18 protein-coding genes and 4 tRNA genes are annotated in these 20,564 nt (G+C 45.2%); 16 read left to right on the top strand and 6 right to left on the bottom strand.

From position 1 onward, the window contains the following. Positions 1-147: 147 nt before the first annotated feature. The 5 genes from IEY34_RS36600 to IEY34_RS07875 all read left to right on the top strand — a co-directional run bounded on the left by IEY34_RS36600 (position 148) and on the right by IEY34_RS07875 (position 6,021). Entirely contained in the window at positions 148-1,515 is a 1,368-nt protein-coding gene (locus IEY34_RS36600) for a YecA family protein (protein ID WP_229757513.1), read from the top strand. 151 nt (positions 1,516-1,666) lie between these two features. Next, positions 1,667-2,839 carry an alanine racemase gene (gene alr / locus IEY34_RS07890; RefSeq protein WP_189010009.1) on the top strand — a complete coding sequence of 391 codons (1,173 nt, stop codon included), beginning with the start codon at positions 1,667-1,669 and terminating at the stop codon, positions 2,837-2,839. A 204-nt stretch (positions 2,840-3,043) separates the two neighbouring features. Then, a complete protein-coding gene (locus IEY34_RS07885; protein WP_028553892.1) occupies positions 3,044-3,325 on the top strand; it encodes a CopG family ribbon-helix-helix protein in 282 nt (93 codons plus the stop codon). A 3-nt stretch (positions 3,326-3,328) separates the two neighbouring features. Beyond that, the gene (locus IEY34_RS07880; protein WP_028553893.1) at positions 3,329-3,679 is read left to right on the top strand and encodes a type II toxin-antitoxin system PemK/MazF family toxin; all 351 of its coding nucleotides are present in this window, start codon (positions 3,329-3,331) and stop codon (positions 3,677-3,679) included. 77 nt (positions 3,680-3,756) lie between these two features. Then, complete coding sequence (locus IEY34_RS07875; RefSeq protein WP_373291188.1) at positions 3,757-6,021, top strand: Tex family protein; 2,265 nt, start codon at positions 3,757-3,759, stop codon at positions 6,019-6,021. Positions 6,022-6,313: 292 nt separating this feature from the next. On the opposite strand, the gene IEY34_RS07870 is transcribed toward IEY34_RS07875, so the two are convergent. From IEY34_RS07870 to IEY34_RS07860, 3 genes are all read right to left on the bottom strand, one after another. Next, positions 6,314-6,736: a hypothetical protein gene (locus tag IEY34_RS07870; RefSeq protein ID WP_189010007.1), complete on the bottom strand. Its 423-nt coding sequence runs from the start codon at positions 6,734-6,736 to the stop codon at positions 6,314-6,316. Positions 6,737-6,951: 215 nt separating this feature from the next. Next, a complete protein-coding gene (gene cmpA, locus IEY34_RS07865; protein ID WP_090818813.1) occupies positions 6,952-7,116 on the bottom strand; it encodes a cortex morphogenetic protein CmpA in 165 nt (54 codons plus the stop codon). Positions 7,117-7,223: 107 nt separating this feature from the next. Then, positions 7,224-7,577 carry a hydrolase/acyltransferase gene (locus IEY34_RS07860; RefSeq protein WP_189010005.1) on the bottom strand — a complete coding sequence of 118 codons (354 nt, stop codon included), beginning with the start codon at positions 7,575-7,577 and terminating at the stop codon, positions 7,224-7,226. 114 nt (positions 7,578-7,691) lie between these two features. On the opposite strand from IEY34_RS07860, the gene IEY34_RS07855 reads away from it, so the two are divergent. From IEY34_RS07855 to IEY34_RS07840, 4 genes are all read left to right on the top strand, one after another. Beyond that, positions 7,692-8,165 (top strand): SprT family protein, encoded by a 474-nt coding sequence (locus IEY34_RS07855; RefSeq protein ID WP_189010003.1) that lies wholly within the window; start codon positions 7,692-7,694, stop codon positions 8,163-8,165. Between the two features lie 19 nt (positions 8,166-8,184). Continuing rightward, positions 8,185-8,260: transfer RNA gene (locus IEY34_RS07850), tRNA-Asn, on the top strand. 5 nt (positions 8,261-8,265) lie between these two features. Then, positions 8,266-8,354, top strand: a tRNA-Ser gene (locus tag IEY34_RS07845). Between the two features lie 152 nt (positions 8,355-8,506). After that, a complete protein-coding gene (locus IEY34_RS07840; protein ID WP_189010001.1) occupies positions 8,507-10,249 on the top strand; it encodes a methyl-accepting chemotaxis protein in 1,743 nt (580 codons plus the stop codon). Between the two features lie 56 nt (positions 10,250-10,305). Here IEY34_RS07840 and corA read toward each other — a convergent pair whose 3' ends face one another. Then, entirely contained in the window at positions 10,306-11,235 is a 930-nt protein-coding gene (gene corA, locus IEY34_RS07835) for a magnesium/cobalt transporter CorA (protein WP_189009999.1), read from the bottom strand. A gap of 150 nt (positions 11,236-11,385) precedes the next feature. Between corA and IEY34_RS07830 the strand changes: the two genes are divergently transcribed. Then, positions 11,386-11,457 (top strand) — tRNA-Glu (locus tag IEY34_RS07830). Positions 11,458-11,471: 14 nt separating this feature from the next. Continuing rightward, positions 11,472-11,553 (top strand) — tRNA-Leu (locus IEY34_RS07825). Between the two features lie 514 nt (positions 11,554-12,067). On the opposite strand, the gene IEY34_RS07820 is transcribed toward IEY34_RS07825, so the two are convergent. Both IEY34_RS07820 and IEY34_RS07815 read right to left on the bottom strand, forming a co-directional pair. Next, entirely contained in the window at positions 12,068-12,475 is a 408-nt protein-coding gene (locus IEY34_RS07820) for a hypothetical protein (RefSeq protein ID WP_189009997.1), read from the bottom strand. 34 nt (positions 12,476-12,509) lie between these two features. Next, entirely contained in the window at positions 12,510-12,977 is a 468-nt protein-coding gene (locus IEY34_RS07815) for a zinc-dependent metalloprotease family protein (protein WP_189009995.1), read from the bottom strand. A 978-nt stretch (positions 12,978-13,955) separates the two neighbouring features. Here IEY34_RS07815 and IEY34_RS07810 point away from each other — a divergent pair. The 5 genes from IEY34_RS07810 (at position 13,956) to IEY34_RS07790 (ending at position 20,282) form a co-directional block, all read left to right on the top strand. After that, a complete protein-coding gene (locus IEY34_RS07810; RefSeq protein ID WP_189009993.1) occupies positions 13,956-15,569 on the top strand; it encodes an extracellular solute-binding protein in 1,614 nt (537 codons plus the stop codon). Between the two features lie 58 nt (positions 15,570-15,627). Further along, positions 15,628-16,482, top strand: a complete 855-nt coding sequence (locus IEY34_RS07805; protein WP_229757512.1) for an ABC transporter permease — start codon at positions 15,628-15,630, stop codon at positions 16,480-16,482. A 71-nt stretch (positions 16,483-16,553) separates the two neighbouring features. Next, positions 16,554-17,372 carry a carbohydrate ABC transporter permease gene (locus IEY34_RS07800; protein ID WP_229757511.1) on the top strand — a complete coding sequence of 273 codons (819 nt, stop codon included), beginning with the start codon at positions 16,554-16,556 and terminating at the stop codon, positions 17,370-17,372. Between the two features lie 85 nt (positions 17,373-17,457). Further along, positions 17,458-19,245, top strand: coding sequence for a sensor histidine kinase (locus IEY34_RS07795; protein ID WP_189009982.1), 1,788 nt, complete (start codon positions 17,458-17,460; stop codon positions 19,243-19,245). After that, a complete protein-coding gene (locus IEY34_RS07790; protein ID WP_189009980.1) occupies positions 19,242-20,282 on the top strand; it encodes a response regulator transcription factor in 1,041 nt (346 codons plus the stop codon). Before IEY34_RS07795 ends, IEY34_RS07790 begins: the two co-directional genes overlap by 4 nt. The last annotated feature ends 282 nt before the right edge of the window (positions 20,283-20,564 follow it).

The following is a 20,564-nucleotide window of genomic DNA, read 5'->3' as shown; positions in this document are numbered from 1 at the left end:
TATTCAAAAAGGGAAGCACTGTTCAATTAGGGCAGGTGTCTTCCCTTATTTTAATTGGTAAGAACAAGAAGATTTAACCAACTCCCCCTAATGGGAGTTTTTTTGGTATAATGTAATTTTGAGTAAACCGGTATTGGAGTGTCTTTGATGAAAAAAACAACGGATTTAACATGGGAAGAAGAAGTGCAATTCTGGCAAGATGAGTTAGATTTGTTCAACAACGAATTGACGAATGAAGGTAAATTAAAACAAGAAACGATTCGGAAGCATTTGCGTAACATCGATTTCCTGACGACGGAGTTTTTCATCCGCTATGAATTTGATTACGAGTCGTTAACGGGTGAAGCAATTGTAGAATTCCTGGGCTATTTCTATATCAGTAAAATGATGAATAGCTCAAAATCTGATATTATCAGCTATCTGCCGTCTATCAAAAAGTGGGCGCAATTCCTTAAGGCAAATGGAAGAATATCACCAGACCAATGTGCAGAAGTGCTGGAGGTTTGCAAACATAAGGCCTACTTTACAGAACGATTTGACCAATACATGGATGCTCATAGTGAAGCAAAGCTATTCAAATGGTCTCAATCCAATGATATTGCGGCTTATTTAAATCGAGAAGAAGCAGTAGCACCAGTGAAGCTTCAATTAGTAAAGCCTATTGCAGTTAACCAAAAGCTGCTCGGGCTTTGGACGGATGGGACTATCGCAGTTCCCAAAATTGTTAGTGATTTTCAAGCTTTTTTGGCGATGCTGCAAACGACGAAAAACACGAAGTTAACGACAGCCCGCAAGCATTTGCCGCGGAGCTTCTGGAAAGAGATTGATGAAGAGCTGAATTGGCAGCTGTTCTACAAACCGACACTGAATCAAGATCAGATGCCGTTGTTTCAGTTTTTTTTCTATGTGGCGGTGGAACTGGGGTTGCTAGATGATAGCAAGCAGAAAGCTTCGACAACCCACCAACTTTCAAGTTATCTGGCTCTAACAGAGCAGGAGCAGACGGCAGTCCTCTTGGATACACTTTGGAACAAAGTGCAGTGGGTGAATTTGCAAGAAACGAATGAAGCGGGTAGTCCTATATACCAGACAGGCAGAAAAGGGATCGCAAGTGTTTTGGCAGACTGGGCAGTAGGTCAGGATCAGAATGTTGACCAAGAGTGGAAACGGCACACAAGATCCGGCAAAATCGTTGAATACGGTGCTGATTTGTTCTTGATGTGTCTGGTGTCTATTTTGACACGTTTTGATTTGCTCACAGCGACGTTTCCGGCGGAATCGGAAATTAAGTACGCATTTCAAAGAACACCGATTGTCATGGCAACAACGGAGGCAGGCAACCGGGTGTTCCGTCATTTTGCTGGAAAAGAAGCCACAGAACCGAAGAAAACGCCCCTCATCGGAAGCCTTCCTCTGGCTGCTGCGCCTCAGGCTATCCCCGTTACAAACAAAATCGGCCGGAATGATCCATGCCCGTGCGGTAGCGGGAAGAAATACAAGAAGTGCTGTCTGTAATCAGCTGAAAGCAAGGTTGACAGTTTTTTGTGATTCGGATTAACATAGGTTTATTAGTTTGACTGGTATGAAATGAGGGAGGGGGGAGTCCTGCTCGGAAGGAGCGGGCCTTCCCTTGTCCATTGCATTTGGAAAAAAGAGGTGAACGCTAGTGGATGCTTTTTATCGTCCTACGTGGGTTGAAATTTCTTTGGATGCTCTGCGAAGCAACATTGAAGGTTTTCAGAAGGTACTGCCGGCAGGAATGAAACAGATGGCAGTCGTTAAAGCGGATGCATACGGACACGGGGCAGTTGAAGTATCCAAAGAGGTTATCGCGGCCGGTGTGGATTACTTAGGTGTGGCGTTTTTTGATGAAGCGCTCGAGCTAAGGAATGCCGGTATTACAGCGCCGATTCTGGTTCTAGGGTATACGCCGCCAGAAGGGGTGGAGAAAGCCCGCGAACTGGATGTAACGATTGCTGTTTATAGTCATGATGTTCTCAAAGAGCTGCAGGAACAACAGAATCAGAAGAAGCTGAAAATCCATATTAAACTGGACACGGGTATGGGTCGGCTTGGCTTGCATACGGAAGCGGATGCGATACCTTTTATCGAGGAAGCTTTGACGCTGACCAATGTGGAAGTTGAAGGGTTGTTCACTCATTACGCGAATGCGGATGAGGTGGATAAAACGTATACATGGGAGCAATACCGCCGTTTTGAGCGGATTGTGAGTTATTTTACGGATAAAGGTGTAGCATTTCCTTATATTCATGCTGGGAATAGCGCGGCCGCGATTGATTTGCCGGGATTAACGTATTCCATGGTACGGCTCGGAATTTCGATGTATGGGTTGTACCCGTCAGAAGATGTGGACCAAACCAAAATTGCGTTAAAACCTGTGCTAAGTCTCAAAACGGGGATTGTTCATCTCAAAACGCTGCCCCCTGGTTCGGGTGTAAGTTATGGGACGATTTATCATACGCAAGGTGAAGAGCGCATTGGAACGCTGCCGATCGGCTATGCGGATGGTTATTCACGTATGCTGTCGGGCAAAGCCGAGGTTCTGGTTCGCGGAAAAAGGGTTCCGATTGTAGGCAGAATTTGTATGGATCAATGTATGATTCATGTCTCTGACGTGCCAGATGTGCAAGCGCTCGATGAGGTTGTACTCATTGGAGAGCAGGATGGAGAGCGTATTTCCGTGGAGGATGTGGCGCTTCAGCTGGGGACGATTAATTATGAAGTTATTTGTATGATTTCGCATCGGGTTGCTCGCGTGTATGTGCGCGGCGGGGAACGTGTGGATGCTATTAATCCTTTAATGCGGCATCGCTATTAAGGATCGTGCATAATTTACCATGTAAAATTTATCGTTCATTTAGAGGATTTTTGAAATAGGGTCACGAATACTAGGTGTAAGATTCTTATATCCAGTGATGTAACATATTTGATATACTGGGTGCATATATCTATTGTATAAATTGGTTATCAAGATGACATACTGGTAATATTGTCTTTGTATCGTTTCTGGGGGTGCGAGAGTGTGAGCAATGCGCATAATACGAAAAGGATCATGATTAGTTTGCCTGACAATCTGTTGCAGGAAGTGGACGGAATTGTCGAGAAGGAGAATTCCAATCGCAGCGAATTTATTCGCCAGGCAATGAAGCTGTATTTAATTGAACGCAAAAAGCGCAGTCTACGCGAATCCATGCAGCGTGGGTATATGGAGATGGCAAAAATAAATCTCAGCATGGCATCTGAAGCTTTTCAAGCGGAGGAAGAAGCGGACGGTACGCTTGATCGCTTAGTAAGCGGGGTGTAAGCAGTGATTGTGAAACGTGGCGATGTATTTTTCGCAGATCTTTCGCCGGTAGTAGGGTCGGAGCAGGGAGGAGTTCGTCCTGTTCTAGTGATCCAAAATGATATCGGCAACCGCTTTAGCCCCACCGTGATTGTTGCAGCGATTACAGCTCAAATCCAGAAGGCTAAGCTTCCCACGCATGTGGAAATCGATGCGGAGACGCACGGTTTCGATCGAGACTCGGTGATTCTGCTTGAACAAATCAGAACGATCGATAAGCAACGGCTTACGGACAAAATTACGCATTTGGACGAAGAAACGATGCGGAAGGTTGACGACGCTTTGCAAATTAGTGTGGGACTGATAGAATTTTGAATAAGATCTGGAACGGACGAGGGCGGTAATTTCCCCTCGTTTTTTGGTTTGTACATACATAGGGATAGAAGTGAGGAATGACAGTGACCTTGAATGCCGAAGAGACGATGAAAAGTAAAGACGTTAAGAACAAGTACGAAGAAGACGCGAAGGAGAAGCTTGTTCTCTCTGAAGAAAAGAAAGCAGAGATTCGGGAACGAATCCTGAAACAAATCTCTGCTGAGTTGCAGCTTCCTACTGGCAAAGTGAAGACGACGATGGAGCTGCTTGATGAAGGGAATACGATTCCTTTTATTGCTCGTTACCGCAAAGAGATGACAGGCGAGCTGGATGAAAATCAACTGCGAGATATCGAAGATCGTTTGCAGTACTTGCGCAACTTAGAAGATCGTAAGATTGAAGTTGTCCGTTTGATTGATGAGCAGGGCAAGCTGACTGATGAACTGCGCAAATCGATTGAAGGCGCTGCAAAGCTGCAGGAAATCGAAGATCTGTACAGACCGTTCCGTCAGAAGCGCAAGACGAGAGCCAGTGTTGCCAAAGAGCGCGGCTTGGAGCCGTTAGCGGAGTGGATTTGGAAGCAGCCGCGTCAAGGCTCGCTAGAGCAAGAAGCAGAGCGCTACATAGATGCCGAGAAGCAGGTAGGAAGCATTGCTGACGCTATTCAAGGCGCGATGGACATTCTGGCGGAGAATATCGCGGATGATGCCAAAATTCGTGCATGGGTGCGCAGATACACGCAGGATCAGGCTATTATGCGAACCGAGGCTAAGGATGCGAAGCAGGAAACTGTTTATGAAATGTACTATGCGTATCAGGAGCCTATCAAACGTCTGCCGCCTCACCGGATTCTCGCAATTAATCGTGGGGAGCGGGAGGAAGTTCTGAGGGTTGGACTTGATATTGCGGCTGATAAAATTCATGACTTTATGTCGCGTCAAGTTATTAGAGGACAGTCGGTTGTGCAAGATGTGCTTCGTGCTGTGGTTGAAGATGCGTATAAAAGGCTGCTGGCTCCTTCGATCGAACGCGAAGTTCGCGGAGAAATGACAGAGGCGGGCGAGGAGCAAGCGATTAAGATTTTCGCGGAAAATCTGCGTAATCTGCTGCTCCAAGCACCGGTCAAAGGGCACGTGGTTCTCGGTGTCGATCCGGCTTACCGGACAGGCTGTAAGCTGGCCGTCATCGATGACACCGGTAAAATGCTTGAAATCGCCGTGACCTACCCGACGCCACCGAATAATAAGGTGGCGGAGGCGAAGGCGAAGTTCAAGCAGATGATCAGCAAACACGGCGTGAGTCTGATCGTGATCGGGAATGGAACGGCTTCCCGTGAAACGGAGCAGTTTGTTGCGGAGCTGATTGGCGAGATCAAGGAGCAGAAGCTGAAGTACTTGATCGTGAGCGAAGCGGGGGCGAGCGTATACTCCGCGTCGAAGCTGGCGCAGACGGAGTTCCCTGAGCTCGACGTCGCCGAGCGCAGCGCGATCTCGATTGCGCGGAGGCTGCAGGACCCGCTCGCGGAGCTTGTGAAGATCGAGCCGAAAGCAATCGGCGTTGGGCAGTACCAGCATGACGTTTCGCAGAAACGTCTGGACGAGAACTTGAAGGCCGTCGTTGAGTCGGCCGTTAACCATGTCGGCGTGGACCTCAACACCGCGTCCCCGTCACTGCTCTCGTATGTGTCCGGCGTGAACGCGACACTGGCGAAGAACATCGTCAAGTATCGCGAGGAGAACGGCAAGTTCAGCTCCCGACAGGAGCTGTCGAAGGTTCCGCGCCTTGGCGCGAAAACCTTCGAGCAGTGTGTCGGGTTCATGCGGATCGCGGGCGGGCGGAACCTGCTCGACAACACCCCGATCCATCCGGAGTCTTACGACGTGGTGGATCGGCTGTTCAAGGAGCTGCGCCTGGAACTGGCGCAGCTGGGCTCACAGCAGCTGCTATCGCTGCTGCAGACGCTGGAGCCAGCGGAACTGGCTCCTAAGCTGGGCGTAGGTGTCCCGACGCTACGGGACATCCTAGACAGCCTGCAGCGGCCTGGGCGAGATCCGCGGGAAGAAGTACCCGCGCCGATCTTCCGCACCGATGTGCTGCAGCTCGAAGACCTTGTGCCGGGTATGGAATTAACCGGCACGGTCCGGAACGTTATCGACTTCGGCGCTTTCGTCGATATCGGTATCAAGAACGATGGGCTCGTGCACATCTCCCAGCTTAAAAATGGCTTCGTCAAACATCCGATGGATGTTGTCTCCGTTGGCGACATCGTACAAGTCTGGGTACTCAGCGTGGATGAGAAAAAAGGTCGCGTCGGCTTGACCATGAAGAAGCCTCAACAATAAGATCTAGGAGCAGTTGGCAGCATAGCATGCCAGCTGCTTTTTTATTAGTCTGGGAACGACGATGCGTTATTTGTGACAAATCGGCCATTTTAACGGTTTCGAGGACCGTAGACCTCCACATCATCCTCTCTTAAATTACTCTTCCGTCAACCCCACATCATCCTCTCTTAAATTACTCTTCCGTCAACCCCACATCATCCTCTCCTAAATTACTCTTCCGTCAACTCCACATCATCCTCTCCAAAGTTACTCATCCGCAATTTCCACATCACCCTCCCCAAAAGTATGTGTCTTACTCCTGCTCCGGCCGCACATCCTTGATCGCATAAACCATGGTACTCCGATGGCCGGCGACAAAGGAGAGTGCGCCTTCCATCGCTAGCTGTTTGAGCCAATTTCTAGCGATACGGATACTAACGTTGCATTCGGCAGCGACATCCAGTAAGCGGATTTTTCCATTGCGACGCTGGGCTAGTTGAAGGATCAGCTGTTTTCTGGACGTCCATAAATCCGATTCTTGCTTAGCTGATGGTAGGTGTCTCTTCCAGGCATGCAGCGCAATTACAGAATTCCTTGGGATGGAATGAGCTTTCTTTTGCATAAACAGTTGTCGCTGCTCAATCAGCTCAGGTCCGCTTAGCCATTGGTTTGCCACTTGATGAATCAAGCCGAATTCTTTTAATTGCTTTAACCAGTTTCTTGTTTTACGATGCATACTATCGCCTCCTAGTGTTGAAATACGAAAAAGCACACCGAACCGCAGAAATTTCCTGCTGGATCGAGTGTGCTTCACTCTAAAAAGTATACCAATAATTTACAGTATATAGGGCTCATTTCGAATATGCAACTATTATTTAACAAATGTTTACTTTTTATCAATTCGAAAGGCAAAAAAGCCAGCACCCGCAATCGCAGATACCAGCTCCTTTATCAAAATTTACGTTTGCCCGGTCCGTCCGTCGATTGGGTGTCAGGCCACTCCTCTTGTGAGCGGCGGGTGCGGTAAAAGTACCAGCTATCATTCAGCAATCGGATTTGTCTGCGGTTTTTATTCTGGAAGGCCCGCATTAATTGATTACAGAGCCATTGCGGCATGTGCCCATCCCCTTCCTCGCTATGTACTAATAGCATATGAAGGTTTGCTCGATAGGGTGCAGGTCCTCCTGCATGCGGAGCTCTATTACTTGGGCTTTTTTTGGAGGTTAGCCTTCGAATTCATCTTCATACCATTGTTCCAGCTGCGCTTGAAGGGCGCGGATCTCTGTTAGTAAGGAAATAAGCGGGTAGGATTTTTCTTGAATGCCAGCGAAGGATTTTTCTAAGCCATTGATGTAATCCAAGCCTTGAGTAAATGTGTGCGCTGTACCGACCAGTTCCAAGTCATCGCATTCTGCAATAACGCGTGGAAGCTGGGGGACTTCTTGAGCGGTTAGTTTCTCTAATTCTTTGTGCAGCCTTTGATTGAGTGCAGTTAATTGATAGGCGTGGGATGAGGGCATTTGTACGAATTCCAGCTGTTGTTCGAGCTTGAGAATGACGTATCGCATTTGTGGCATAAGGTTGTTCCAATCCTTTCTGTGGCAAGCTGACGATTCTTCTTTTCTACTTGACAGTATAGCGGTACATACGGTACAAATTCAAGTGAGAACTTGTCAAAGGAGTGCACAGACATGGAGGATCAGGAACTGCAGCAATGGATCGAGATGATCTCTCTGGCATCATTTGGAAGGCCTTTTGTCCATCAGGCGCGTTTTAATCGGAGATTGCGGTCAACGGGAGGGCGCTATTTTACGAAATCCCATGATATTGAAATCAGTTGGATGCAGTGGGAGACGTTTGGCCGAGATGAGATTGAGAAGATCATTAAGCATGAACTTTGCCATTATCATTTACATATACTAAAGCGGGGCTATCAGCACAAGGATCACGATTTCAAAACATTGCTGGCGCAAGTGGGAGGAACCCGGTTTTGTCGTTCATTGCCGCGTGCTCCGCAGAAACAAGCCTATAAGTACAGACTGGAATGCGTCAACTGTAAAACGGAATATTTTCGCAAACGCAAAATGGATGTTCGGAAATACGCATGTGGCCATTGCAAGGGGAAGTTGAAATCGTATACACTTGACTTACGGTCGCCTTCATAATAAAATAATACTTGTTCATTCCCTGATAGCTCAGTTGGTAGAGCACTCGACTGTTAATCGAGTTGTCACAGGTTCGAGTCCTGTTCGGGGAGCCAGATTTGGAGAGATACCCAAGTGGCTATAAGGGGACCCTCTGCTAAGGGGTTAGACTGCGTAAGTGGTGCGAGGGTTCGAATCCCTCTCTCTCCGTCCTATAATTAGCTAATGATAAGCTCAATGGCATTCATGCCGTTGGGCTTATTTTTGTTAGGTAAATACATCTATTTCTAACATTTAGCTAATATGAATCAAATTATTTTCTTTTATAGTAAGATTAAACTTACTTCTAGGGGGAGCTAACCTTGGCCAAAATATTTTCGATCCGTGTACGTCTGATTTTATTAGTATTAGTTCCTTCGATTCTGTACTTGGGCACCAGCATTTATTTATTGCAGCATAGCAAAACCAATACAGACGTATTGGCCTCATCTCTTTATGAGACAACAGACAAGAGCACATCACTCATTCTCAATGCGGACCGTGATATGTATCAAGCATTAACCGCTTATCAACTTCTGGTTTCGGGTACTTTGGGCCCTGAGGAGAAAACGAAACAGCTTAAGGACTTGAAGGATAACATTGATCAAACGAATTCAAGAGTAGGGCAGGCCTATGATATTCTAAAAGGCAAGGGTTTGCTTGCGGTCGCGCATACGGAAACGAAATCGACGATCGAGCAGAACATGGCAGCGTTCCATACTTCATTTGACCAGTGGGCCAAAGAAGCGAACACCGTTGTTCAATCAGGAGCCGCAGGCAAGGGCGTAATTAATGATTCGAAGTTAAGTGCGACGTTTGAAAAAGGCCGGGAAGGCATGAATCTAATCGGGGAGATTCTCGATATATATGCGAAAACGAGCATTGAAGATATTCGGGATCAAAATAATAAAACCGCGAAGACGATCTACATTTCGATTGCAATTCTTATCATTTTGCTGGCAGTTTCCGGTGGAGTTGTGATTAGTATCATCATGAAAACGGTTAAAGCCATTATGCTTGTGACCAGTCGAGTTGCTGCAGGAGACCTGCGCCACGAGCCAAAACAGACATATGCGAATGATGAGTTCGGCAAAATAACGGAATCTGTCGATTCGATGGTGTTCAAAATAAAAGGGCTGATCACAACGATCGCTAACAATACCCAATTCGTGCAGGATGCCTCGGTTGAGCTGTCAGATAGCTCTAAGGAATCCGCGTCAGCCGCTGAGCACGTTGCAACCAACATTCAAGAGATGACGCATGACGTTGAAGTGCAAGCAAGAAGCAGTGAAGAAACAAGCAGAGCTATTGAAGAGATGGCGATCGGCATTCAACGTGTTGCGGAAAACTCTTCTGTCATGGCAGATCATTCCTCGCTTACGTCCAGACATGCGACAATTGGGAACGACTTGCTTGGCAAGCTGCAGCAGCAGATCACTAACATGCTTGCGTCTGTGGAACAGCTTTCGCTGACTGTACTGTCTTTGACACGCAAATCCGATCAAATCGGGCTTATTGCTTCGAGCATCACGACGTTCGCTAATCAGACGAATCTTTTGTCTCTGAATGCTTCTATTGAGGCGGCGCGGGCGGGCGAGCACGGCAAGGGGTTCAATGTCGTTGCGAATGAAATCCGCAAGCTGGCGGCGCAATCCATCGAATCGGCAGATGGGATTAATCAGCTCATTCATGAGACGAGAGTCGAGATTGCCAGCGTATCTGAGTCGATGAATGCGACTAAGCAAGAAGCGAGCACGGGCTCGGTGATGATGCAGGAAGTGAATCAAAGCTTCCACACGATTATGGCATCCGTCACCCACATTGTGACGCAAATTCATGAAACATCAGCGATTACGCAGCAAATGTCGGCCAGTTCGCAAGAAATATCGGCGACGATGGATCACTCAGCATCCAGTACATCGCATATCCTTATGAAATCACAAAACGTTGCCGCTGCAACCGAAGAACAGCTAGCCATGATGCAGAACATAGCCGCTGCGTCAGAGCAGCTCCGCTCGGTTGTGAATACGTTGAACGAATCCGTCGCTTATTTTAAAATCGCATAGCGCTCATACGACAAGAGGCACCTACGTGAAAGATCACAGTAGGTGCCTTTTGCTTGTTAGAACCAATGCTTACGCTTAAAGAAGTACCACATGCATCCACTAGTGAGGATCATGACAATCCAGACAAAGACGTAGCCATAATGCCAATTAAGCTCGGGAATTAGTTTGAAGTTCATGCCGTAAAGGCCAACAATGAAAGTGAGAGGCAGAAAGATAGTGCTGAAAATCGTCAGCGTCTTCATGATTTCATTCATTCGGTCGGACTTCATACTCATTTGGAGTTCGAGCAGCCCAGTCAGCGATTCCCGGAAGATATCGAGTGAATCCACGATTCGTGAGATGTGGTCCATAATATCTAGGAAATAAACATCATCTTCTTCACGTGTGTAGGGGAAGGAGTGATGTGTGATGGCGGATAGCGTAATGCGTTCCTCGACGATGACTCGGCGCAGTTGGTGCATGGATCTTTTGAGCTGGAAAATATCCTGTGCGATGCGAATGCCAGGGTTCTGATACACGGCTTGTTCCATGCGGTCGAGGCGATCGTCAAAATGGTCCACAACGACGGAGTAGTCATCGACGCATCGGTCTAGTATCGCATGCAGAATCGATCCGGGGTGGCGTAAACGATCTTCGACCTCTTGACAGGTGTGATACAACTGATCCAGGAAGGGAAGAGGGTCCTTGTAGATGGTTATGACAAAATTGGCACCGATCACAATGCCGATTTCCCGCGGTTCCAGCTCTTCAGATACGGCGAAGAAGGTTAGAAAAATGTGATTCTTATACACATCCATCTTAGGTCTTTGATTCAGTTTAATCGCATCTTCAATGAGCAGGGGATGGCAGTGATAGAGGTCTCCGAGCACATGCTTGAGTTCCTTGGCAGATGCATTCTCCATGCGTATCCAAGCGACTTCGTTGGGTTCAGGAAAGCGAGCGGCCTGCTCACGGACAAGGCCGTGGGTAGTGTCATAGATGAGCATGAATAGCTTGCACCTCGAATAATTTGAATTGGTCTCAGCATACCATATTTCATTGGATGTGTTCCAGATTTTGTGCTTGTCAACGGCGCAAGAATCCATTATAATAACAATTGTCGTCAAAACGGGCTGATCAAGCTCAGTGACATGCATGGCCCGTTGGTCAAGTGGTTAAGACACCTCCCTTTCACGGAGGTAACAGGGGTTCGAGTCCCCTACGGGTCATTGTTTTATACCTCGCGGTCGTGGTGGAACGGCAGACACACCATCTTGAGGGGGTGGCGCTCACAAGGCGTGAGGGTTCAAATCCCTCCGACCGCATCCTATGATCAACCCTTGAATGACCTATCAAGGGTTTTTGTTATGTTCAGACGCTCTGCTTTCTTAAGTGAATCGTTAATAAGTGTATCGTCATACATAGTGCTTAGTCTCCTTTTGAATAAAATATAAACAGCCGAACACAAGGGATTTGTTCGGCTGTTTGCAGTGATAGGTAATTGTTAGGATTACCTATCGACTTGGTATCAAGTGTATAATGTATAATCTTCATTGAATGTTTTACTATATAATACTAAATATCTGTAAAAATAAAGAGCCTACACTTGAGAGTGAGGCTCTTTGTCGTTAATTAAGCATCTTCAAATGCTATTTTTTATTTCTAGTGTTTATAATTTGCGTTTCTTTTCTTATTCTTGGCAGCAAAAGATACTTCTTTCATGAAAGTATCTAAATTTGAACCTTTAAATTTCAGCAAATGCTCTGATTCTAATTTAGATGACACTTTTCCGTCCTTTATATTCCATATGCCATCATCGAAGTTATAAGACCAATAATTTCATTCATCTGTTTTGACAAGCATTAAAACTACTTCTTCGCCCTTTTTAACATGGTTCTTACTTTCTAATGAATTTGATGAGGAACCATGTTGTAAATAAGTAATTGAATTGGTATCAATAATTCCATAAAGAACTTTATCTACTTTTATATTTGCAGGTGTCACATCGAATGAAAAATTTTGTTTGCCTTGAATGCCAGCATCCTTCTTATAGGTATTACCCTCATTTAATACTGTTCCTTTTATAATTAATTCAACATTCCAAAGAGCTTCCTCTAAGTTATCGTTAATTGAATTGACACTATGACTACCTTGCTCTATAGTGTGATCTTGTTTATTAATATAGACTAATGCTAATGAAGAACCCACTATTATACTCATTGATATAGATAAAGTTGCAATTAACATCTTTTTTTCATTTTATATCCCTCAATTATTATTTCTAGTATTTACCATTAAGTTCACCTACATCATAGGCGCTAGGGGTGTATCCACCCTTTAATCCTTTGGTCATTAGAGAAGTTGCCTGAGTAGATATAAACTGTGTATGTGCTAATCCGACAGCATGACCTAGTTCATGTGCTATTACTGCTCTGCGTCTGCTATCGAAAAACGAAACATTACCACTATGCAGATAGATTGCTGCATAACTAATAGTATCACTTGAGCCACAAATATCAGTAACATCTGAAGGAGAACTTACGCATGCTCCATTAGTAGAAGAGTAGGGCTGTGTCCATCCTTCACCATCTCCCCAGCCATTTGAATTCCATGTTGATGTAGTTACAGAGTATAAATCTACGTCAGAACTAGAGTAACTAGCAGAATTGATTTGAATATCAGCAGCACTATCATTCCATTTTGCAAGCCCTTCAGTGAAATTTGAATCTTCGGTATAATCATAGCGCAAGTAGAAATTAATGTTTTCTTTCCAGCATTTTTCAGTATTTTCATGTTATCCTCCATTTGGATGAGTAATGTTACACCCTGTTCTATTAAATGCTGTCCTATAAGACCGCTCAGGGGACAAGTTTTTAATGCTTTTGCCCATCGAGAGTGATGGAAGTAAGATAAATCCCAAATTTCATTTCAAACTTACCAATGATGATTGAGAGTCCGGCAATTACGGACGTATTAACATTGGATAAGTCGAGATTAGACATGAGGATGCATATAATAATGACCTTAATATGTAATCACTCACTTCTGTGTGGATGATATCGGCTGCCAATGCAGCTTTTTTAATTTGTCTAGCGAGTTGCTGTTTGCTCGTTACTTGGTTTCTAAGTACTTTCTTGACAGCATCACCTAACAGGCTTATAGCTGGCATTTTCTAGCTATTCGGAAATCTGTTCATTTGCAAAAGTAATGAAGTATTCAATGTTCCTCCCGATTAAGCCACGTTCACTACGGTTCTTTGACTTTTGGGACAGCCTAACGTTGGAAAACAGCATTAATAGGCAGAGTTAAGCATGGCTGATCCGCCGCCGCACGCGCCGCTGCTCTAAAGCCCCACCCCACCGCCTCAAAGCCTGCTCCCCCGCACAACCAATCTATCATCCTAAAGAACCATACGAAGCCTATATACGAAAAATTAGCTACTTTGAAAATCTAATGAACCGAATTGTCGTTATCAAGCAGTTTTTAGGCGGAATGGTGATCATTTTCATGAAATAGCGCATCGGGAGTTCGTTAGATTTTCAAAACACCCCATTTTGACCAAATAAGGGGTAGGGAGTTCGTTAGGGGCCACCTAGTATTTCTCATGTATTTTGAATAAACACATAATTCTGACTAAAAACACATGTGAATTTATTGTAAGTGCCAATATAATAAAAACAATCATGGGCCCATGATAATAAAAGTATCGAGAGAGGGGCTACTTCATTTGAAAGCAGTTTCATATAACTCCCGTTTCCTTCGCAAACGGAGCACGGTCACTATGGTTGGCGCTTTGATGGCTGTTGTCTTGTTAGCTGGATGTGGGAATTCCACCAATGCACCAACAGCAACTTCGTCTTCGAGTGCATCCGCTTCTGAGCCCATTCATATTCTTTTGTCTCATTCGGAATTTGCCTATGCCAAACAAGCGAAAGAAGACGATATCTACAAGAAAGAACTGAACCGACTATCCGGCTTCAATGTGAAATATGATTTCTTGGGACATAGTGATTATGCCCAGCAGCTATCGCTTAGGTTTGCTTCTGGTGATCTTGCGGACCTGATCCGGACGGACAGCGTAGTTTCTACTATGCACAGTGGTGCTGTGGATCAAGGCGTGTTTCTTGAACTCGGCCCTCTCATTGACAAATATGCACCTACGCTAAAGAAGAAAATACCCGCAGAATTCTGGAAAAGTCCGCGCATTTCCAAGGACGGTAAAATTTATGGCATACCCGTTACCCGTGGGGTACCGGCCGATCGTTCCATCTTTATTCGCCAAGATTGGTTGGATAAGCTGAAAATGGATGCCCCTAAGACACTTGATGAGTACTTAGCTTTCTTCGAAGCGGTTAAAAAAGAAGATATGAACGGCAATGGCGATCCAAATGATGAATATGGTTTAGGCATGTTCAACAATATTATTTGGACCGATATTTTCACTCCAGCGTTTGGTGTTCATACGAACAAATGGAGCCTCAAGAATGGGCAGCTCATGCCTGATATTATCGACCCAAGAATGAAAGAAGCGATTGCTTTCTACAAGCAGCTATACGATAAAGGTTATATCAATCCCAATTTGTTTGTGAAAAAAGAAGATGAACAGAATGCTTCTATCGCTAAGGGGGAAGTTGGCGTATGGGGAGCCGCGGTTTATCAATACCTGGCTGGGTATGGGAAGGATAACGCCCAAAAAACGTTTCTTAATCAACCTAATGCCTCTGTTAGCATGATTGCACCTCCACAAGGCCCTCGTGGTGACAAAGGCATGGCGCTGCAATCGGATGAGATATATTTCGTCTGGGTGATACCGGCCAAAACCAAAAATCCAGAGAACATCATTAAGTATCTGGAGTGGGCTTACAGCAGTCCTGATGCTGATCAATTTTTCGCCTATGGCATAAAAGGACAAAACTTCACGGAAGAAAATGGACAGATTAAATACGATATTAATCAGCCTGTCAATGTAGAGAAGAATGCCTTCCAAATGTATCAGGTTTCACTCAACCCTCGTGAGATCGGATTCGCAGCACCGCTGGTGCTTAAGGCTCTGCCGGAATCAGCCAAGATTACAAAGGGTTATGCCACGTCCAAAGAAAGTCTAATTCCGAATGAAGCGAAATATATGCCTCGTTTGGAATCGCTTGCAAGCCATCCGGAATTAAATATTGGCGCTGCGCAAGGCACACTTTTCCTGGACATGTTTGCCAAGGTGCTAACGGGACGGGAACCGCTTGACACCGCGTTCGACAGCTTTGTGGCTGATTGGAAAAAACGCGGCGGCGATGCTGCCATTAAAGAAGCGACGGAGTGGTATAACAAATTTAGTGATAAGAGATAAGGGGGAGAACGCCCTGTTTGCACAGATCCGATTCAAAGAATCCTGGGTGCTCATTCTCATGGCAATACCCGGCTTGGCCTACTTTTTCACCTTCAAATATATCCCGCTGGTGGGCAACATCATTGCTTTTCAGAACTACAACCTCTTTCAAGGGCTTTTCCACAGCAAGTGGGTGGGGTTGGATCATTTTCTTACTTTGTTTCGATATGATGATTTCTGGATTATCATGCGCAACTCCTTAAAACTGGGCCTTTATTCCATATTTTTTGGATTCCCGGCCCCTTTGGTACTAGCCTTGCTGCTGAATGAATTGCGGGCTATGTGGTTGAAACGTCCGCTTCAGACGATGCTGTATTTACCTCATTTTCTGTCCTGGGTCATTGTAGGCGGCATTTTTTCCAATCTTCTTGACGTTAAAGGCTGGATGAATCAAATGCTGCATAACGTTGGCCTAGGGCCCTATGATTTTCTGGGGAATTCAGCGACGTTTCTTGGAACGGTTATATCCATTAGCATTTGGAAAGAAATTGGATGGGGGACCATCATCTATTTGGCCGCGCTAGCCGGGATCAATCCGAGCTTATATGAAGCTGCTACGGTGGATGGGGCCAGTCGGATTCGGCAAATATGGTCGATTACGCTGCCCTCGCTTATGCCGGCAATCATTGTCCTGCTGCTTCTAAGAGTCGGGAATTTACTGGATGCCAACATTGAACAAATGCTAATGTTCCTAAACCCGCTTGTGCGAGATGTCGGTGAAGTATTTGATACGTATATTTATAGGGTTGGTTTACTGGACAGCCAATATAGTTATTCCACGGCAATCGGTGTGTTTAAATCAGTCATCGGATTAATTCTATTGACGCTGGTTAACACATTGAGCAAGAAAACAACCGGTGAAGGTGTTTATTAGACATAGAGGAGGGGATTGACCTGAGAAGCGCTGGTTCCTTTCCATGGTTTTCAGTTGCCAACATCGTTGTATTGACGGTTACCAGTCTGAGCATGATCGCGCCGCTTATTCATTTATTGGCTGTGTCGCTAAGCCTTCCGGAATATGCGAATGCCAAATTGGTCGGGCTCTGGCCCAAAGGCATGCAGTTTAATGTCTATGGATCCATTTTTGCATTAGACGATATTTGGCGTGCGATGGGTGTGAGTATTTATATTACAGTTATCGGAACAATCGTGACGCTGCTCCTTTGCTCGCTTTTGGCTTATACGCTTACAAGGCCGATGATGCCTGCGCGGAAAATCATTATGAAACTTATTGTCGTTACATTCGTTTTCCCCGTACCCTTAATACCAAGTTACTTATTGGTCAAGCAGCTCGGCATGATTAATTCGCTATGGTCACTCATTATTCCTGGGGCGATGAGCGCCTTTTATGTCCTCATCATCCGTACTTTTTTCCAAGGTGTTCCGGGGGAGTTATTTGAGGCTGCGAAAATTGACGGTTGCGGTGAACAGCGCATTTACACGCGAATTGTATTGCCGTTATCTTTGCCTGTACTAGCTACAATTACCTTATTTCATACGGTCAGTCAGTGGAATTCCTATTTCTCTGCAACTATCTACATTCGTTCGCGAGAGCTGTATCCGCTTCAGGTTCTGCTGCGCAATCTCATCGTAGACAATGGAGCCAATACGGGAATGAGTGATTTTCAGCTCAGTACACAGTTTACGCCAGAAATGATGAAAGCGGGCATCGTATTGGTGGCTACCTTGCCGATTCTGATTGTATACCCGCTCCTTCAAAAGCATTTCGTTAAAGGCGCTATGCTGGGGTCGGTCAAAGAATAGCAAAGGGTTTCCTGATTACGCTAAATAAGCTAAGCTTATACTAACTATCTCAGAGGCACAGACGGAAGAAGAAGGGGAATGTGTTATGCGAATCAAGACGATGACGATTAAGTTAAAGCTGGTTCTGCTTTTCTTCGGCTTCTTCTGTGTGCCCTTTCTAGTTCTCGGCAAGTTCTGGTATGATCGCTCCATGGAAACCATTGAGGATAACGCGATTAACAATAGTCAACAATTGATGCGCCAAATGAACTATAATCTCGATGTGTACTTTTCCGACATTAAGAAAGCGACGCTCCCTCTTCTTGCCCATCCTCTCGTACAGCAGTTTGTCAAAATAGACCCTAATAATCAATATGATTATTACGATTTAAGCTCCCATATCCGATCAGATCTCATTCCTAACACCGTGTATAATCGAGATGATATCTATGGACTTTCCGTCATTTCCCTTAAAGGGCCTTATTATAGCAATATAGCTTTCTCAGATCGTGTAGATAGGTACAGAAAAGAATTCGCAGAGAACTACGAGGATAATTTTCGGATTCTAGGCATCAGCAGGACGGGAGACGGTACGGAGGTTATTACAGTCTTTCGAAGAATCATAGATAATGAAACGTATGTAACAGCAGGTTATCTGATCATTGATTTATCCCTGAACCGAACGACGAACATCATTAACCAAGCTGAACTTGGCAAAACAGGGATGATCTCCATTGTGAACACGGATGACCGCTATTTGTACCACCCTGATTCGCAAAAATGGCAGCAGCTTCTGCCGGATAGGTATAAGCGCAGCTTTGAACATATAAACGCTCCTTACTTTACGAATGGAACAGGAGCAGGCAAGACAATTGTTGTATATAACCGTTCTGCAGCAACGGGGCTAACGATTGTGTCGGAAGTTCCGCTGCGGGAACTCATGGAAGATCTGATCTATTTTCGCAATTTAACGCTGGGCTTTGTCTTACTGCTGATCGTTCTGGCTTTTGTGACTATTTTCAGTTTTTCACTGTCCATCACGCGTTCTCTGTCGCAATTAATGAATTTAATGAAAAAAGTAGAGATGGGTGACCTGAGCATACGCGCTCCGCTGCGCAGGGATGAAATCGGAAGTTTGAACAGAGGATTTAATCTCATGTTAGAAGATTTAAATCGGCTGATTGAAATGATTCATACTTCCCATCTGAAGGAAAAAGAAATGGCTATTCATCAAAGAGAATCGAAGCTGCAAATGCTGCAGGCGAGAATTAATCCCCATTTTCTTTATAATACGCTGGGGGTTATTAATGCCTATGCCATCATTGCCAAGGTTAAACCAATTAGTCAGATGACGGTATGGTTGTCTGATATATTCCGTTATAGCATCGATAATGCGGAGGATACCGTTTCGCTTGCGGAGGAAATCCAGCATATGTTCAACTATATTCACATCCAGCAAGAACGTTATCAGAGTTTGGAAGTAGATGTGGATCTGAATTTTGATCGGCTGAAGGATATTCATACGCTTCGTCTCACCGTGCAGCCGATTGTTGAGAATGCCTTTATTCATGGCTACGAGGATTATTCCATCAAGCCTGAGTATATTGGTCTTCGAGCAAGTTTCGATGATTCTGGCGTAAAACTTCTGATTATTGATAAAGGCAGGGGAATGCCGCCAGATCTAGTTGATACGTATAACCATGCTTTTGCCCAAATGTCAGAAGAACAAATGCTGCAAGCGAGTGCTCCATTTGGAGGTATTGGCATGTGGAATGTCCACAGTAGGCTAAGACTCGAGTTTGGCGAACCTTACGGTCTTTCCATTGTGATTTCTGAAAGCTTTGGAACCATTGTAGAGATTAGAATGCCGTATCGGAAGGAGCAATCTGAATGATGACCGTCGTTGTTGTCGAAGATGAACCTATTGTAAGAATGGGGCTCATTGCACTTATGGAGTCGGAAGCCAAGGGATTCCGGATTGTGGGGGAAGCAGAGGATGGGCAGCAGGCACTAGCACTGGCCAGACTGCATGTGCCAGACATCATTATTACGGATATTCGTATGCCTGTGATGGACGGATTGAGCTTTATGACGGCTCTTAGGAAGGAAGGGATTTCTTCTTCGGTCATCGTAGTTTCCGGTTATGGGGAATTTGAATACGCTCAACAAGCTATGCGTGCCGGTGCAGCCGATTATTTATTAAAACCGATCAACGAGGATAACCTGCTGCCCACATTAAATGCCTTGCGGGAGAAGATACAGCTAGAGAAAGCACGCATTGTTCATGATAATAAGGAGCAGTTGTGGTCTTTCAAGACAAGTGCCAAACAGTTGGCTAATGATTTATGGAATCTTAGGGAGTTGGAGATTGAGAAAGAATTGACCTCGTTACAGCATAAACTTTCAGCAAACAGACTGTCGGCCTACGATATGGAGCGAAAACTTACTGGATATATCGCATTATTGGAAGCGGAATTCCATTATGCTGCGGGGCAAGAATTACCGTTTCCGCGAGGTTTAGGCACAATCACCCATCACTTCGATACATTCACTGCTCATATGTATGCCGCAATGAAAACAATTCGGGGAATAAGGAACTGGGGATACGGCAAAGTAACTCAAGCCGCAATTGCCTATCTGGAGCAGCATTTTGGCGATCCTGATCTTACGCTAACGAAGATTGCGCAGCAGCTTGAGGTGAAGCCCGCTAACTTCAGTCATATGTTTAAATCGGAGTTTGGCGTTCCGTTCAGCCAATATCTGATTCGATTGCGAATGGATAAAGCGGCAGAGCAGCTCTCTGAATCAGCTAACAAAGTTTATGAAGTGAGTGCTGCGGTTGGCTTTTCTGATTACGTGCATTTTTCCAAAATGTTTAAACGGCATAAGGGTTTTACGCCAACCGAATATCGACAAAATAAATGGAAGTAATAAAAGCCTGCGATCCCATGCAACACATGGAATCTCAGGCTTTTTTTTGTGAGAATTTATATGTTTTGGAGTGAACGTGGAGTTACTCCAGCTGCCAACGCGAGAACAGGGAACGTCTTGCCGCGATTCTAGCGAATAGTGTGGTTATAGCGAGAGGGAGGGAACTACAGTACGCTATTCTAGAAAAAAGTGCCACTATTGCGAGGTTGAGGGAACTACAGTCCGCTATTTTGCTGTTTTGTGGGAAATTCAGCGCTTATCACGGAAATAAGACCCTGTAGT

The sequence above is a fragment of the Paenibacillus marchantiophytorum genome (assembly GCF_014640555.1).
Lineage (GTDB): Bacteria > Bacillota > Bacilli > Paenibacillales > NBRC-103111 > Paenibacillus_E > Paenibacillus_E marchantiophytorum.
The sequence above is the reverse complement of the archived record's forward strand: the minus strand, read 5'-3'. Positions and strand labels throughout refer to the sequence as shown.

Bases quoted from the DNA above. Each gene is read 5' to 3' on its own strand.
- IEY34_RS36600 (WP_229757513.1), top strand. From the start codon at position 148: ATGAAAAAAACAACGGATTTAACATGGGAAGAAGAAGTGCAATTCTGG.
- IEY34_RS07875 (WP_373291188.1), top strand. From the start codon at position 3,757: ATGACAGTGACCTTGAATGCCGAAGAGACGATGAAAAGTAAAGACGTT.
- IEY34_RS07870 (WP_189010007.1), bottom strand. From the start codon at position 6,736: ATGCATCGTAAAACAAGAAACTGGTTAAAGCAATTAAAAGAATTCGGC.
- cmpA (WP_090818813.1), bottom strand. From the start codon at position 7,116: ATGCCGCAATGGCTCTGTAATCAATTAATGCGGGCCTTCCAGAATAAA.
- IEY34_RS07860 (WP_189010005.1), bottom strand. From the start codon at position 7,577: ATGCCACAAATGCGATACGTCATTCTCAAGCTCGAACAACAGCTGGAA.
- IEY34_RS07855 (WP_189010003.1), top strand. From the start codon at position 7,692: ATGGAGGATCAGGAACTGCAGCAATGGATCGAGATGATCTCTCTGGCA.
- corA (WP_189009999.1), bottom strand. From the start codon at position 11,235: ATGCTCATCTATGACACTACCCACGGCCTTGTCCGTGAGCAGGCCGCT.
- IEY34_RS07820 (WP_189009997.1), bottom strand. From the start codon at position 12,475: ATGTTAATTGCAACTTTATCTATATCAATGAGTATAATAGTGGGTTCT.
- IEY34_RS07805 (WP_229757512.1), top strand. From the start codon at position 15,628: ATGGCAATACCCGGCTTGGCCTACTTTTTCACCTTCAAATATATCCCG.
- IEY34_RS07795 (WP_189009982.1), top strand. From the start codon at position 17,458: ATGCGAATCAAGACGATGACGATTAAGTTAAAGCTGGTTCTGCTTTTC.
- IEY34_RS07790 (WP_189009980.1), top strand. From the start codon at position 19,242: ATGATGACCGTCGTTGTTGTCGAAGATGAACCTATTGTAAGAATGGGG.